Source organism: Roseovarius salincola (assembly GCF_026891095.1).
Classification (GTDB): Bacteria; Pseudomonadota; Alphaproteobacteria; order Rhodobacterales; family Rhodobacteraceae; genus Roseovarius; species Roseovarius salincola.
In genome coordinates this window covers 60,757-75,638 of sequence record NZ_JAPTNL010000008.1, presented here as the reverse complement: position 1 = coordinate 75,638, position 14,882 = coordinate 60,757, and the positions used below count along the sequence as shown (strand labels likewise).

The window sequence follows — 14,882 nt, the reverse complement described above, 5'->3', positions numbered from 1 at the left end:
TCCGAGATCAGCTCGGGGCGCGTCTTGCACAACCCGCTGGCTACCTGAAAGGCAGCCAGCACCTTGGGCACGTAGTCGCGCGTTTCCGCGAATGGCGGCACGCCCTTGTGGGCCTTCACCGCGTTCTCGCCAGCGTTGTAACCGGCCAGCGCCAGCACCGCGTCGCCGCCGAATTCGGCCAGCAGCCAATCAAGATAAGCCACGCCCGCGCGGATGTTCTGCGCGGGCGACAGGCTGTCATCCGCCCCGAAACGGCGCGCGGTATCGGGCATGAGCTGCATCAGCCCCTGCGCGCCCTTGTGGCTTTCGGCGCTGCGCCGACCGCCGGATTCCACCGCTATCACCGCAAGAACGAGCGCCGGGGATACCTTTGTGCCGATGGTCGCGCGCAGCACATGTTCCCCCTCGGAACGCGCGATGCCCTGAATGGTCTGCAGACGCGGCCCCTTGACCGATGCGCCCCCCGGACCGCCCGAAAGATTGAGCAGCGCCTCGCGCAGCCGTGCGGTGCCGTCGGTCTCGATCGCGGGCGAGACACTGTCCCAGAACCATGCATAGCTGGAGACCGGCGCATCGGGCGCATCGGGCGACCCTGGAATTGCCGTCTCGTTTGCGCGCGGACCATCCGGCTCGGGTTCAATCTGCACAGTGATGCGTTTTCCGGTTCCGGCCTTGGGCGGCTTGCTCATCTTGAAGGTGAACTCGGGAAATGGCGGCGGATCGCCGGCCTGCGCCGGAATGGGCAGGCAGACCGCCACGCCCAAAGCGAGGAGTGCGATGATTTTCATGGGCTTGTTCTGCTCTGCCACTTCTTTTGAAGAGGAGTATCGCAAAAGAACGCGGGTTTTTCCAGAATTGTCTGGAATAAAGAAACACCATCCCCCCAAAGCAGCCCGAATTCACCCGAAATCAACACCCAAAATCAAACAGTATACATTTTAAGTGTTTATAAATCAGCTATTTAAGAGCCATACCTCAGAAAAAATCGTCATTCACTAAAAACGTTCTAATCGCGCCAAATTCCTGCCTGAATTGAAGGGCTTTATGTGGTCATACCGCAAGGGCACAGGGCCAAGAGAGAGGCGGCCTTGAGAAGGTTCAAGCGGTTGTAACCTGTAGCACACTGATCCTTTGGAGGGACCAATCATGATCAAGTTCATCAACAATTTCTGCAAAGAAGACGACGGCGCCGTGACAGTTGACTGGGTCGTTCTGACCGCAGCAGTCGTGGGCCTGGGCGTTGCCGGCGTTGCCACCGTGAAAGGTGGCGTTGACAGCCTGGCAGGCAATGTCGAGACCGCGCTGAGCGGCGGCAGCGTCATCAGCCTTGGCACGCTGGGCCAGAGCACCACAACCGAATAAGGCGGCTGATCGAACGTCAGCCGGCATACGATACGCAAATCTGGCCGCAAACGACGCTTTGCGGCCAGATTTTTTAAGAGCCATCAAACGTCGGGCAGCTGAATACGGCAGGCAAACGGCGCACCCAAGACCAAAGGAACGTGCCATGACCAAGTTCTTCAAGACGTTTGCCTCGAACACCGAAGGCGCCGTGACCGTCGACTGGGTGGTCCTGACAGCCACCGTCGTTGGCCTTGGGGTTGGGGTGGTCGCCGTTCTTCTGAACGGAAACAGCGCCTTGGGCGAGAAGCTTTCGGATTCCATGGCGAATGCGGAAGTCAGACAACTGGTTCTGGACTGACCGGAACGCGGGGCGGGTTGCACGCCTGACAAGATCGGCTGATGCAAGCGCGCGTCGGCCTTTTTTGATCTCCGGCGTCATGAACCGAAGACGGCCCGGAGATCGCGGATGATCGCGAAACAATCATCGCCTTTCCCTGATTTCGCCACAATAAACTGCTTTATCAACATCGCCGACGGGGGCCTTGCCTCCTGAGCGGCGAGAGAAACAGAAAGGACGGGCAATGCGACTGGTATTTGGACTGGTACTCATCCTGGGTCTCGGCCTGGCAGGCTTTGCTGTCTACATGGCCAAGAATTACATTCAAAGCTACCAGACGCAGCTGGCGCTGGAGCGCGCTCAGCGCGCGCCGCAGATCGAAACCGTGGAAGTGGCGGTCGCCAACAAGCCCTTGAAATATGGCGACAGGATCCCGCTTGACGCCGTGCGGATGGTGAAATTCCCCAAGAATGCGCTGCCTGAGGGCGCATTCACGACCCCCGAGGCGCTTTTCCCCAAGGGCAAGGACGAGCTGCGTGCCGTGCGTCGAACCATGGAGAAGAACGAGGCGATCCTGGAAGCCAAGGTCACAAAGCCGGGTGAAGACGCGGGTATTTCGGACCAGCTCGGTTCGGGGATGCGGGCCTTCGCCATCAAGGTCGATGTGGCCAGCGGCGTTTCGGGTTTCCTGCGTCCGGGCGACCATGTCGATATCTACTGGACCGGCCATGTGCGCGGCAATGGCGTACGCACCGAGGGGGACTCGGTCGGCGAGGTCACCAAGCTGATCCAGACCGGCGTGCGCCTGATCGCGATCGACCAGGAATCGGATGAAAACACGACAAGAGCAACCATCGCGCGCACCGTGACGGTGGCCGCCAAGCCCCAGGAAGTCGCGGCCCTTGCACAGGCTCAGGCTACAGGGCGGCTGGCATTGTCGCTTGTCGGCGTCCGGGACGAGACCATCGCCGAGGTCATCGAAGTTGACCAGCGCCGACTGCTTGGCCTGTCACAAGTCGAAGTGGCTCCCGAACCCGAGCGCGAAGAGGTCTGCACGATCCGCACACGCCGCGGCTCGGAGGTGATCGTCAGCGAGATCCCATGCACGAACTGAGGGCCAATATCCCAGATATTATGCCGGGCGTCCGCAATGCGGGCGCCCGCGTCGCATGGAAGGACAGCATTTGGGTCACAATCCAGACAAATCTCGGCGAAACCGCGTTGATTCTTGAAAAATTTTGCGAACTGACGCAGAGTGTCGTCAAACGCGGGCATCAAGACCCGTTGAATTGAGGCGTGATCGGAAAGGCAGGTCACATGATAAATGCAGGCTTCTTCAGAGCCGCCCTTCTCGGGCTGGCCATTGTTTTCAGTAATTTTGTCACCGAGTTGCACGCAGAAAATCTACAAGTGGTGCGCAAGGGCGCGAACCGTGATCTCGTCGTCACGATGAACCGTGCCGTCGTCGTCGAAAGCGATGTGCCCTTCGCCGAACTCAGCATTGCCAACCCCGGAATCGCGGATTTTTCGACCCTGTCGGATCGCACCATCTACATTCTTGGCAAGGCACCGGGCCGGACAACCCTGACCCTTCTGGACGAGACCGGCAAGCTGATCACGAATGTCGAGATTCATGTCTCGACCGATGTTTCCGAGTTCAAGGAACGCATTCAGCAGATCCTGCCCAACGAGCGGATCGAGGTGCGCACGGCCAATGACGGCATCGTGCTGTCGGGCAGCGTGTCAAGTACGTCGCGCATGGAGCGCGCGCTGGCGCTGGCCGAGCGTTATGCACCTGAGCGGGTGTCGAACCTGATGGTGGTGTCGGGCAATCAGCAGGTCATGCTCAAGGTGCGCTTTGCCGAAATGCAGCGCAGCGTGTCCAAGCAGCTATCCACTTCGCTGGCGGTCGACGCGCTTGGCGCAACCGGCCGGGGCGCGGCGCTTGCCGGGAGCGACCTTTCGTCCTTCGGAACCACCGCCCCCGGCGTTAATGCGGGCAACAATGCCGGTGCGGCGTTCTTCGGCTTCGATGTGGGTTCGGTGGAAATCGGCATCCTGATGCAGGCGCTTGAACAGAAGGGCGTCGTGCGCACTTTGGCCGAGCCCAACCTGACGGCGCTTTCGGGCCAGGAAGCCAAGTTCCTTGCGGGTGGTGAGTATCCTATTCCCGTCGCGCAGGACAACGATACCACCTCGATCGAGTTCAAGCCCTTCGGCGTCGAGCTGAACTTCATTCCGCGCGTGGTGGATGACGGCGTCATCAACCTTGAACTGGGTGCAGCCGTCTCTTCGATCGACCCGACCAACGGGATCAATACGGGTGCATTCACCGTCGACGCCTTCCGTCGCCGCGACACCTCTACCACGGTGTCGCTGCGCGATGGCGAGAGCTTTGCGATCGCGGGGCTGTTGCAGGACGATTTCCGCGACACCAATGGGCAGGTGCCCTGGCTGGGAGACATCCCGGTGCTCGGAGCCCTGTTTCGCAGCGCGGATTATCAGCGCGCGCAGACCGAACTGGTCATCATCGTCAGCGCCCATCTCGTCACACCGACGCGGGGCGAGGCGCTGGCCCTGCCGACCGACCGGGTAAGACTCCCATCCGAAGCCGACCTGTTCCTCAACGGACGCGTGTTGAAGGACAACCAGGCGGGTGGAACCGTTGGCGAAGTCGCGCGACAGGACTTCACCGGCTCCTATGGCTACGTGATGGATTGATCGAAAGGCAGGGCTCATGAAACATTTTCTCGCAACTGCAAGCCTTGTCGCGATCGCGGCCTGCACCACCGATAGCGGCACCTATCGCTCGTATTTCTCCGAAGCCGGCGCCATGGTCGACAGCGGCGGATTCGGCAATGCCAACATGAACAACACCCTCGTGATGACCGGCGAAAAGGAATATGTCTACGACCTCGCAAACCGTTTCTCGCAGGAGGTGGCAAGCACGGTCAACTTCGCGTTCAACTCCGCCACGCTCGACGCCGGCGCGCGCGACACGCTGAACGAACAGGCCGCCTGGATCCGCCAGTTCCCGGAGGTGCGATTCCGTGTCTATGGCCATACCGACAAGGTCGGCTCGGCAGAATACAACAAGCAGCTCGGTCTGCGCCGCGCCCATGCGGCCGTCAATTACCTGGTCTCCCAGGGCATCAGCCGCTCGCGGCTCGAGGCGGTCGCCTCCTATGGCGAAACGCAGCCCCTGATCGTCACCCAGGGCCGCGAACGCCGCAATCGCCGCACCGTCACCGAAGTATCGGGCTTCGTGAAATCACACCCGACGGTAATGGACGGCCGCTATGCCCAGGTGATCTATCGCGACTACGTCAGAAGCGCGGCCCCCAAGTCGACCTTGACGATGGTGGGCGGCGAAAGCCTGGTCGAATGACCCGCAACGCGTAACGAAATCTCCCTGTCCGGCGTGCCGGACCAACTCAAACCCGCCACACTGGCGGGTTTTCTTTTTGTTGTTTCTTACCGCACAATTACGTTTTTTTAGCCCAAATGTTGCCCAGATTTTCAAGGAATGTCGCCGGGTGGCAGTCGTGTGCCGTGCCCTTCTGGGGGGGTGCGCGAACTGCGTAGCCGTCAAAAGATTCCGGGCGAACCCGGAGCAACCTTCGTGGCGATTGCAATATGGGATCATAACATGATGACGAGTAGTGAGACGACAAGGCCAGAAGCCAGCCCGATCATGGCCTGTACAATCAGCCGTGACGTGCAGAACTTCGATCTTCTGATCGAGGACATGGAAAGCGCCCTTGGTGAGAGCTGGGGCGATCTTGGCTTTTCGGAAGCCCTTGCCTTCTTCAGCCAGCCCGAGGCCGAGCACCTGGAATTCGTCGCCATCGCCATCGACGAGTCCGACGAGGATGATCTTGTCATGCTCGGCGAGATCATTTCGCTGGCCGATGCCAAGGGTATCAAGGTCATCCTGATCGCCGAGGATGTCAGCCCCGCGGCATTGCACCAACTACTGCGCCGGGGCGCGGATGAATTCGTGCCCTACCCTCTGCCCGAAGGTGAACTCGAGGCCGCCATCGAGAGGCTGCGCAACAAGCCCGAACGCCCGGCGGTCGCCGCATTTCCGGGCGGCGATTCGCACGGCAATGGCGTCTTGCTCGCCGTACAGGGCCTGGCGGGTGGCACCGGCGCGACAACCGTTGCGGTGAACCTGGCCTGGGAACTGGCGGTGGTCGACAAGAAGGCGCCACCGCGCGTCTGCATCCTGGATTTCGGGCTTCAGAGCGGCGCCGTAAGCACCTACCTCGACCTGCCCCGCCGCGAGGCCGTCTTCGAGATGTGGTCAGATACGGACTCGATGGACGAGGACGTGTTCCATCAGGCTCTGACGGAATACGAGGAAAAGCTCTGGGTTTTGACCGCGCCGCCCGACATCCTGCCTCTGGACATGATCGGACCGCAGGATGTGCAGCGCATCCTGGATTACGCGCGCGCAAGATTTGACTATGTCGTGGTGGACATGCCCTCGACGCTGGTGCAATGGACCGAGACGGTCCTGACCAATGCGCAGATCTATTTCACCACGCTCGAACTGGATATGCGCTCGGCGCAGAACGCTCTGCGCTTCAAGCGGGCGCTTCGATCCGAGGAGCTGCCGACCGAGAAGCTGCGCTTCTGCCTGAACCGCGCCCCGAAATTCACCGATCTGAACGGCAAGAGCCGGGTCAAGAGGCTGGCTGAAAGCCTTGAGATCTCGATCGAGGTCCAGTTGCCCGATGGCGGCCGCGCGGTCACTCAGGCCGGCGATCACGGCACGCCGCTGGCGTCGGCAGCGGGCAAAAACCCGCTGCGCAAGGAAATCGCCAAACTCGCCACGTCGCTGCATGAACTCGGCAAAAGCGAAGCCGAGGCCGCTTAAGGCAGGAAGGTAGACACCAATGTTCTCGAGATACAAGAAATCACCCTCCGGCAACGCCAAGCCGGCGCTTGCGCCTGCCGGCGCCGAAGTGGAGCGCCCGAAAGCAGCGCCTGTCGCGCCCGCGGCCAAGGCCAGCCTGCGCCGGGCGCCGCAAGAGCCCGCGGCCGTGCCGCAGCCTGCCGACAAGGAGCGCAAACGCAAGGAGCGCCTGTCCGAGATCAAACTTGATCTCCACCGTGCGCTTCTGGACAACCTGAACCTGAGCGCGCTGGAAAGCGCAACCGAGGCCGATCTGCGTGCCGAGATCAGTTCGATCGCGGGCGAATTCCTTGAAGAGCGCAGCATCGTTCTGAACCGTGAAGACCGCAATACGCTGACCCAGGAGCTTTATGACGAGGTCCGCGGCCTTGGCCCGCTGGAAACGCTGCTCCAGGACGACACCGTCAACGATATCCTAGTGAACGGCCCGCAGCAGATCTTCGTTGAACGCGACGGCAAGCTGCAACTGAGCGACGTCACCTTCAAGGATGAAAAGCACCTGTTGCGGATCATCGACAAGATCGTATCGGCCGTGGGCCGGCGGGTCGATGAATCCAACCCCTATGTTGACGCCCGCCTTGCCGACGGGTCGCGTTTCAACGCCATGGTGCCCCCCGTCGCGGTGGATGGCAGCCTGGTGTCGATCCGTAAATTCAAGAAGGACAAGCTGGGCATTGACGATCTGGTCAGGTTCGGCGCCTTTTCCGAGGAAATGGCCGCCTATCTTCAGGCGGCGGTGGCGACGCGGCTGAATATCATCGTGTCAGGCGGTACCGGTTCGGGCAAGACGACGACGCTCAACGCCCTTTCGTCCTTCATCGACAATGCCGAACGCATCCTGACAATCGAGGATACGGCCGAACTTCAGCTTCAACAGATCCATGTGGGCCGGATGGAAAGCCGCCCCCCCAACGTGGAAGGCAAGGGCGAAGTCAGCCCGCGCGACTGTCTCAAGAACGCGCTGCGGATGCGCCCCGACCGCATCATCGTCGGCGAGACGCGCGGCGAGGAGGTGATCGACATGCTCCAGGCCATGAACACCGGCCATGACGGGTCGATGACCACGATCCACGCCAACAACGCCCGCGACGCCATCAGCCGCCTTGAGAACATGGTCGCCATGGCCGGGATCGAGATGCCGCTCAAGGCGGTGCGCTCGCAGATCGCATCGGCGGTGCATCTTATCGTGCAGGCCTCGCGCCTGCAGGACGGTTCGCGCCGGATGACCTCGATCACCGAGGTAACGGGCATGGAGGGCGAGGTGATCTCGATGCAGGAAATCTTCCGCTATCAGCGTGTCGGGCTGACACCCGAGAACAAGATTATCGGTCATTTCACCGGAACCGGGGTGCGCTCGAACTTTACCGAGCGATTCCGCCTCTGGGGCTACGACCTGCCCCCCAGCATCTATGAACCCATCGCAGCGGAGTAACCCGGATGTCCATCAGTGCAGAACCGATCATCTACGCGTTGATCTTCGTCGGGGTTCTCGTCCTCGTCGAGGGTGTATATCTGACCGTCTTCGGGCGCTCGATCAGCCTCAACAGCCGGGTAAACCGCCGTCTTGAGATGCTGGACAAGTCGGGCAACCGCGAAGAGGTGATGGAAAAGCTGCGCAAGGAGATGCAACAGCACCTCAAGGCGCGCAACATTCCGATCTACGCGATCCTGTCGGAAAAGGCGCAAAAGGCGGCCATCGCCTTTACACCCAGGCAGCTGATCATGCTGATGGTCGCGGTGACCGTGCTGGCTTTTGTGGGCCTGACCATCGGCACCGCGACCAGCGTGCCGGTCCGTGCCCTGGTGTCGGTGGTGATTGGCGTCGGCGGTGTCTTCACCTGGATCAACATGAAGGCCAACAAGCGCATGGCGATGTTCGAGGAACAATTGCCCGATGCAATCGAACTGATGGTGCGCAGCCTGCGGGTCGGCCATCCGTTCTCTTCGGCGATCTCGATTGTCGCCAACGAGGTCGCCGATCCGCTCGCCACCGAATTCGGCATCATCGCGGATGAATCCGCTTATGGCCGCGATGTGGGTGAAGCCCTCAAGGATCTTGCCGAACGGCTGGACATGCAGGATCTTCGCTTCCTCGCTGTCGCGGTGACGATCCAACAGCAATCGGGCGGCAACCTGGCCGAGATTCTCGATGGCCTGGCCAAGGTGATCCGTGCCCGTTTCCGCCTGTTCCGCCGCGTCAAGGCGATCACCGCCGAGGCGAAGTGGTCGGGCAAATTCCTGTCGGGCTTTCCGGTCCTGGCCCTGATCGGCATCCAGCTGATCGATCCCAACTACTATGACGAAGCGATGGAACACGCTTATTTCATCCCCGCAGCTCTGATCGTGGGCACCTTCCTGGTCGCCAACCTCTTCGTCATGCGCGCGCTTGTGAACATCAAGGTCTGAAAAGGAACCCGACGTGATGGAACTCCTCGATCAAATTCAGGGCGGCCTGATCAGCGCCCTTGGCCCGTTCGGCCCCCTGATCGCCGTCGGCACGCTCGGGATTGTTCTTGTGGCGCTGATGATCCCGATGCTGATCCGCGACTCCAAGGATCCGCTGGAAAAGCTCAAGAAGGATCAGCGCCAGCAGACGCGCCCCGGCAACAAGGACTCTGCGCATCTGCGCGCCAACCGGCGCAACGAGAAGCTGGACAAATACGCCAATTTCCTGGAGCCACAGGATGCCAAGGCGCTGTCGCAGATACGTCTGACCCTGATACAGGCGGGCTATCGCAACCGCGATGCCGTACGCTATTTCCACTTTGCACAACTGGCTCTGGCGCTTGGCCTGCTGACCCTTGGCGTGATCTATTTTCTGATGTTCAAGTCGGGCGAGGAAACCAGCGCGCAAGAAGCGGTCCTGTATATCCTCGGCCCCGGTGCGGTCGGGTATCTCATGCCCAAATACTGGGTCACAAAGCGCCAGCAAAAGCGCCAGGAAGAGATTTCGGACGGCTTTCCCGACAGTCTCGACATGATGCTGACCTGCGTCGAGGCCGGGCAATCGCTTGATCAGTCTATCATTCGCGTCGCCAACGAGATCGCCGCCTCATATCCCGCGCTTGCCGAAGAGTACGAGATCGTGTCCCAGCAGGTGAAGGCCGGGCGAGACAAGGCATCGGTTCTCAACGAAATGGCTGAACGCTGCGGCGTGCAGGATATTTCCAGCTTCGTGACCGTGTTGGTCCAGTCGCAGACCTTCGGCACCTCGATCGCCGATGCGCTGCGGGTCTATGCCGGCGAGATGCGTGACAAACGCGTCATGCGGGCCGAAGAAAAGGCCAACAAGCTGCCGACAAAGATGACATTGGCGACGATGATGCTTACAGTTCCGCCACTGCTTATCATCCTGGTCGGCCCGTCGGTTCTTGGTATCATGGAACTGTTCACGATGGCCGGTCAATAACGGCGAGGCAACATGATACGGGCAGGGGCAACTCTGGCATTCGCGATCGCCCTGGCTGCCTGCAGCCCGGGCGTTTCGCATGAAGGACCTTACGCGCCGGGCGTGGCGCGCAGCGGCGAAACGGTGGATGGGCTCGTTGTGGGGCATCGCCTGATGGATGCGGGCGAATATGATCTGGCGATCGACGCCTATTCGCGCGCCGCGCTGCAACATGGCATGACCGTGGACGTTCTGGCGGGATTGGGCAGCGCCAATCTGGGCCTTGGCCGTCTTGGTAGCGCCGAGCGCCTTTTGCGCGACGCGATCGAAAAGGACGAGGACTCTCCCGAGATCTGGAACAATCTCGGCGTTGTCCTCATGGAAAAGGGTGAAATCAACGAGGCCGCCCAGGTCTTTCGCCGTGCATATGGATTCGACAATGGCGCAAGTGACGCAATCCGCGACAATCTGCGCTTAGCTCTCGCAAAATCGGAAGAAAACTATTATGCTGCCTCTGAAGAACAAGATTATAAACTGGTACGGCGTGGCAGCAGCGACTATCTGATCCGCCGAATACCGGGATGAGGCAGAGGCAGTAAAAGGACGCAACAAATGCGCCGACCTATCTTTATTTCCCTGTGCATGACAGGCGCCATCGCCCTTGCGGGCTGCGGAGAGTCCAAGGATGCCGATGTTGATCGCGCTTTCCAAAGCGTCAATGTCGTGGACGAAAGCAATCTCAATGACGTGATGCTGAATGTGGCCGACGCCGATGAGGCCGTCTCGTATTTCCAGCGCGCCACCAGTGAGAAACCCGACCGGATCGACCTCAGGCGCGGCCTGGCCAAATCGCTTGTCCGCGCCAAGCGCGGCACCGAGGCGGTATCGGCCTGGAAGTCCGTGGCCGCGCATGAAGAGGCTACCAATGACGACCAAGTCGAATATGCAGATGCGCTGATCCGCAACAACGAATGGAAACGCGCCGACGAGGTTCTGGATGCGATCCCGCCCACCCATGAGACCTTCAAGCGCTATCGCCTCGAGGCGATGATCGCCGACAGCAACGAGGACTGGAAGAAAGCCGACAGCTTCTATGAAACCGCCGTCGGGCTGACCACGCGCCCGGCGGGTGTGATGAACAACTGGGGTTATTCCAAGCTGACGCGCGGCGATTACAGCGGCGCCGAGCGTCTCTTCTCGGATGCGATCCGGCAGGACAACGCGCTGTTCACCGCCAAGAACAACCTTGTTCTGGCCCGCGGCGCACAGAAGAAATACGTGCTGCCGGTCATCCCGACCAGCCAGGAAGAACGCGCTCAGTTGATGCATACGCTTGGCCTTTCGGCCATCAAGCAGGGCGACACCGAGATCGGCAAAGGGCTGTTGCGCGATGCGATCGAAACCCATCCGCAGCATTTCGAAGCCGCAGCGCGCAGCCTGAACGCGCTTGAGGGCAACGTCAGCAACTGATCCGGACCCTGAATTCAGGAAACGCCCATGTCGCTTCATATCACGGTTCAGCAGGCCCTGTGGTTTTTGCCTTTCGCAGCGCCGATCTGTCTCTGGGTGATCTGGAGCGATCTGCGCGAGATGCGTATTCCCAACCATGCGGTCCTGACGCTGGCTGGTGTGTTCCTCGTGGTCGGTCTCTTCGTGGTGCCACAGCCCGAATACCTGTGGCGACTGGCCGCCCTGGTGGTCATGCTGGTGATCGGCATGGCGGCCAATGCCGCAGGCATGATGGGCGCCGGGGATTCCAAGTTCCTGGCCGCCGCCGCGCCCTTTATCGCACTGGGCGATCTGACATTCCTGTTGCTCATCCTGGCCACCAACATGCTGGCCTGTTACGCCACCCATCGTCTGGTCCGGGGCAGCCGCCTTCGCCAGTTGGCGCCCGACTGGGCAAGCTGGTCAAGCGGGCCAAAGTTTCCCATGGGCTTTGCTCTTGGCAGCACACTGATAATCTATCTCGGGCTTGGCGTCGCCTTCGGCAGCTGAACCCCTGCCCTGCACCTGCCCGACCCTCTCCATAATTTCTGCATGTTTGCGCGCCATGGTCACATCATGGCCCCGCCGCCGCGCGGGGCGCTTTTTGACGTGCAACACCAATCCGCGGGCAGAGACCGATGAACATGCAACCCACCCAGCAGGGCGTCCAGCCGCCTCCCCCACCGAGCGGCCTTCAGGACATGCAGCTGCCGATCGTCATGATGCGCGACATCCTGATCAAGACCATGTTCCGCAAGAACGTGGACACCGCCAGCGAACTGGCCGACGCGATCTGCCTGCCGCGCGCCGTGACGCAGGAACTGATCGACATCGCCCGCGAACAGAAACTGGTCGAGGCGACAGGCACGCTGAACGCCAATTCGGGCAGCGAGATGGGATTTCAGCTGACGGATGCGGGCAAGTCCCGCGCGCTCGATGCGCTGTCCCAGTCGGAATATTACGGCGCCATGCCAGTGCCGCTTGAGGCGTATCGCGAACAGGTCAAACGCCAGTCGATCCGCAACATCCAGATCACCCGCAACGAACTGACCGGCGCCATGGGCCACCTTGTCCTGCCCGACAGCCTGCTGGATCACTTGGGGCCGGCGGTTTCGGCCGGTCGCTCGATCCTGATGTATGGTCCGCCGGGCAACGGTAAATCCAGCATCTCGAACGGGATACGCGACGCGATGGGCGACCGGGTCTATGTGCCGCGCGCCATCGAGTATTCCGGCCAGGTAATTACCGTCTATGACCCGATCGTGCACTCCAAGGCCGAGGTGGAAAAAGACGACCCCAACAGCCTGCGCCGCAAGCGCACCTTCGACACCCGTTATGTGCAATGCGAACGCCCCACCGTCGTGACCGGTGGCGAACTCAGCCTTGACATGCTGGATCTCGTCTACAACCCGACGGCGCGCACCTATCAGGCACCGTTGCAACTGAAATCCACCGGCGGCATCTTCATCGTCGACGACCTGGGCCGTCAGGCCGAGCCGCCCCAGGCGCTGGTCAACCGCTGGATCGTGCCGCTTGAGGAATCCAAGGATATTCTTGCCCTGCAATCGGGCGAGAAGTTCGAGGTGCCTTTCGACACGCTGGTGATCTTCTCAACCAACTTCCACCCCAACGAGATCTTCGACCAGGCCGCCCTGCGCCGGATCTTCTTCAAGATCAAGATCGACGGGCCGAACCAGGAGAATTTCCTAAAGATCTTCGCCATGGTCGCCAAGAAAAAGCAGATGCCGCTGGACGAGGCCGCGCTGGTGCATCTGCTCAAGGTGAAATACCCCACCATAGACAACATCTATGCCAATTATCAGCCGGTCTTCCTGATTGACCAGATGATCTCGATCTGCGAATTCGAGGGCATCCCCTATCAGATGAGCCCCGAACTGATCGACCGGGCCTGGGCGAACATGTTCGTCAAGGACGAGACCATCGTGAAATAGGCGCCATTACTCCGGCTGAAACCGGGCCATCGCCGCGCGACGTTCAGTTGCGTCCGACGACCGCGAGCTTGTTCTGCGCCTGTGGTGCCATCATGCCCATGCGTTCGAGTTCGCCGCGATAGGTGCGGCTGACCGGCACCCGGTCGCCGTTCTTCAGCAGAACGAACAACTTATGCGCGTTCTCGCGTTCGACCTGCACGATCGCGCTGCGCGTCACCCAATGCGAGCGGTGGACACAGAATCCCTCGACAGGTTCCATCTCGTTTATCGCATCCGAGAGGCGCAACCGCAGAACCTGCCTGCCCCGTGTCGTCACCACCTCGACATAATGGTCATTCGCGCTGAGCCGCAGCACCGGGGCGCGGACATCGTCAGAGAGGCGCCGCAACAGGCGCGGCCCCGGAAAAGATGTCGTGCCGATCGCATCGCTCAGTCCCGAACGCAGCGGCACCGGAGTCAACCTGCATATCTGGCGTCGCAACGCCAGTACGCCAAGCGAGATCACGAATGTATTGAAGATCACTCCCCTGAGATTGATCAATCCTTCGGGTGCATCAGCCTGAATATTAGAGCGCAGAAACCAGATCAACGGCCCCAGCAGACAGGCAATCATCAGCGCCGTGAAAGGATCGAACAGGAATGGACGATTCTCGCCGAGGATCAGCAGGGCGATGGCATACATGGTATACCCGAACACGATCCCCCCGGTCGTCACCAGCCCCCAGTAAAGCGCGCGCTCCACCACATCCATGTAAAGGAGTGTTCCGAACGGACCGGCAACCGTCGCGACGGCAACGCAGGTTATCCAGATCAAAACCGTGGTCGGCGATACCAAAGTACTGAATGTCTCCGAAAAGACAAAACGAAGTTTACTGAACTCAACCATCTGGACCCGATTTGTGTTGCGCCATCTTCTTATAGAGGTTTTCATCGTCTGCCAACGGTGCACACTGACGCGCCTTTCGGCCATGATATGAGGCATGATTCCATCAGATGAACGATTTCAAGCCGCTTTCCCCGACCATGGATCAAAAGATACGCGAAAGTTTTGCCGCGCAATCCATGATGACCACACTTGGCGCCAAGATGGTGCATGTCGCGTCTGGCACGACCGAAATTCACGCGCCGATCCTGCCTGGAAGCCGCCAGCAGCACGGATTCGCCCATGCCGGCCTGACCTTTGCCATCGGTGACAGCGCGGCGGGCTATGCCGCGCTATCCATCATGCCCGACGACCACGAGGTCCTGACCACCGAAATGAAGATCAATCTTCTGGCGCCGGGCAAGGGCGCGCTTCTGATCGCTCGCGGTAAAGTGATCAAGCCCGGTCGGCGTCTGGTCATCGTTCAGGCTGATGTCTTTGCCCGCACCGAGGGCAAGGACACCCATATCGCTATGCTCACCGGCACGATGATTCCCTTCGCGCCGGTCTGAAAGGCGCCGCAAGCCGCC

At 60.5% G+C, this 14,882-nt stretch carries 16 protein-coding genes and 2 pseudogenes; 15 read left to right on the top strand and 3 right to left on the bottom strand.

What is annotated here, in order from left to right; all coding sequences use genetic code 11:
* Positions 1 to 53: 53 nt before the first annotated feature.
* Together N5A93_RS19565 and N5A93_RS19560 are read right to left on the bottom strand one after the other, a co-directional pair.
* Positions 54 to 158, bottom strand: a pseudogene (locus N5A93_RS19565) (lytic transglycosylase domain-containing protein); the annotation flags it as partial.
* Positions 159 to 689, bottom strand: a pseudogene (locus N5A93_RS19560) (lytic transglycosylase domain-containing protein); the annotation flags it as partial.
* A gap of 457 nt (positions 690 to 1,146) precedes the next feature.
* Here N5A93_RS19560 and N5A93_RS10605 point away from each other — a divergent pair.
* The 14 genes from N5A93_RS10605 (at position 1,147) to N5A93_RS10540 (ending at position 13,430) form a co-directional block, all read left to right on the top strand.
* Positions 1,147 to 1,362 (top strand): hypothetical protein, encoded by a 216-nt coding sequence (locus N5A93_RS10605; protein ID WP_268955061.1) that lies wholly within the window; start codon positions 1,147 to 1,149, stop codon positions 1,360 to 1,362.
* Positions 1,363 to 1,507: 145 nt separating this feature from the next.
* Positions 1,508 to 1,702: a hypothetical protein gene (locus N5A93_RS10600; RefSeq protein WP_268955060.1), complete on the top strand. Its 195-nt coding sequence runs from the start codon at positions 1,508 to 1,510 to the stop codon at positions 1,700 to 1,702.
* A gap of 223 nt (positions 1,703 to 1,925) precedes the next feature.
* The gene (cpaB, locus tag N5A93_RS10595) at positions 1,926 to 2,795 is read left to right on the top strand and encodes a Flp pilus assembly protein CpaB (protein ID WP_268955059.1); all 870 of its coding nucleotides are present in this window, start codon (positions 1,926 to 1,928) and stop codon (positions 2,793 to 2,795) included.
* Entirely contained in the window at positions 2,783 to 2,974 is a 192-nt protein-coding gene (locus tag N5A93_RS10590; RefSeq protein WP_268955058.1) for a hypothetical protein, read from the top strand. Before cpaB ends, N5A93_RS10590 begins: the two co-directional genes overlap by 13 nt.
* A 24-nt stretch (positions 2,975 to 2,998) precedes the next feature.
* Positions 2,999 to 4,402 (top strand): type II and III secretion system protein family protein, encoded by a 1,404-nt coding sequence (locus N5A93_RS10585; RefSeq protein WP_268955057.1) that lies wholly within the window; start codon positions 2,999 to 3,001, stop codon positions 4,400 to 4,402.
* Between the two features lie 16 nt (positions 4,403 to 4,418).
* The gene (locus tag N5A93_RS10580) at positions 4,419 to 5,069 is read left to right on the top strand and encodes an OmpA family protein (protein WP_268955056.1); all 651 of its coding nucleotides are present in this window, start codon (positions 4,419 to 4,421) and stop codon (positions 5,067 to 5,069) included.
* A 264-nt stretch (positions 5,070 to 5,333) separates the two neighbouring features.
* Positions 5,334 to 6,563, top strand: a complete 1,230-nt coding sequence (locus N5A93_RS10575) for a CpaE/TadZ family protein (protein ID WP_268955131.1) — start codon at positions 5,334 to 5,336, stop codon at positions 6,561 to 6,563.
* A 19-nt stretch (positions 6,564 to 6,582) separates the two neighbouring features.
* Complete coding sequence (locus N5A93_RS10570; RefSeq protein ID WP_268955055.1) at positions 6,583 to 8,034, top strand: TadA family conjugal transfer-associated ATPase; 1,452 nt, start codon at positions 6,583 to 6,585, stop codon at positions 8,032 to 8,034.
* 5 nt (positions 8,035 to 8,039) lie between these two features.
* Positions 8,040 to 9,008 carry a type II secretion system F family protein gene (locus N5A93_RS10565; protein WP_268955054.1) on the top strand — a complete coding sequence of 323 codons (969 nt, stop codon included), beginning with the start codon at positions 8,040 to 8,042 and terminating at the stop codon, positions 9,006 to 9,008.
* A gap of 16 nt (positions 9,009 to 9,024) precedes the next feature.
* A complete protein-coding gene (locus N5A93_RS10560) occupies positions 9,025 to 10,011 on the top strand; it encodes a type II secretion system F family protein (protein ID WP_268955053.1) in 987 nt (328 codons plus the stop codon).
* Between the two features lie 12 nt (positions 10,012 to 10,023).
* Positions 10,024 to 10,575 carry a tetratricopeptide repeat protein gene (locus tag N5A93_RS10555; protein WP_268955052.1) on the top strand — a complete coding sequence of 184 codons (552 nt, stop codon included), beginning with the start codon at positions 10,024 to 10,026 and terminating at the stop codon, positions 10,573 to 10,575.
* A 27-nt stretch (positions 10,576 to 10,602) separates the two neighbouring features.
* The gene (locus tag N5A93_RS10550) at positions 10,603 to 11,460 is read left to right on the top strand and encodes a tetratricopeptide repeat protein (RefSeq protein ID WP_268955051.1); all 858 of its coding nucleotides are present in this window, start codon (positions 10,603 to 10,605) and stop codon (positions 11,458 to 11,460) included.
* A gap of 27 nt (positions 11,461 to 11,487) precedes the next feature.
* Positions 11,488 to 11,988, top strand: a complete 501-nt coding sequence (locus tag N5A93_RS10545) for a prepilin peptidase (RefSeq protein WP_268955050.1) — start codon at positions 11,488 to 11,490, stop codon at positions 11,986 to 11,988.
* Positions 11,989 to 12,116: 128 nt separating this feature from the next.
* Positions 12,117 to 13,430 carry a DUF8689 domain-containing protein gene (locus tag N5A93_RS10540; RefSeq protein ID WP_268955049.1) on the top strand — a complete coding sequence of 438 codons (1,314 nt, stop codon included), beginning with the start codon at positions 12,117 to 12,119 and terminating at the stop codon, positions 13,428 to 13,430.
* 43 nt (positions 13,431 to 13,473) lie between these two features.
* On the opposite strand, the gene N5A93_RS10535 is transcribed toward N5A93_RS10540, so the two are convergent.
* Positions 13,474 to 14,400 (bottom strand): LytTR family DNA-binding domain-containing protein, encoded by a 927-nt coding sequence (locus N5A93_RS10535; protein WP_268955048.1) that lies wholly within the window; start codon positions 14,398 to 14,400, stop codon positions 13,474 to 13,476.
* A gap of 53 nt (positions 14,401 to 14,453) precedes the next feature.
* On the opposite strand from N5A93_RS10535, the gene N5A93_RS10530 reads away from it, so the two are divergent.
* Positions 14,454 to 14,864 (top strand): PaaI family thioesterase, encoded by a 411-nt coding sequence (locus tag N5A93_RS10530; RefSeq protein WP_268955047.1) that lies wholly within the window; start codon positions 14,454 to 14,456, stop codon positions 14,862 to 14,864.
* Positions 14,865 to 14,882: the final 18 nt, after the last annotated feature.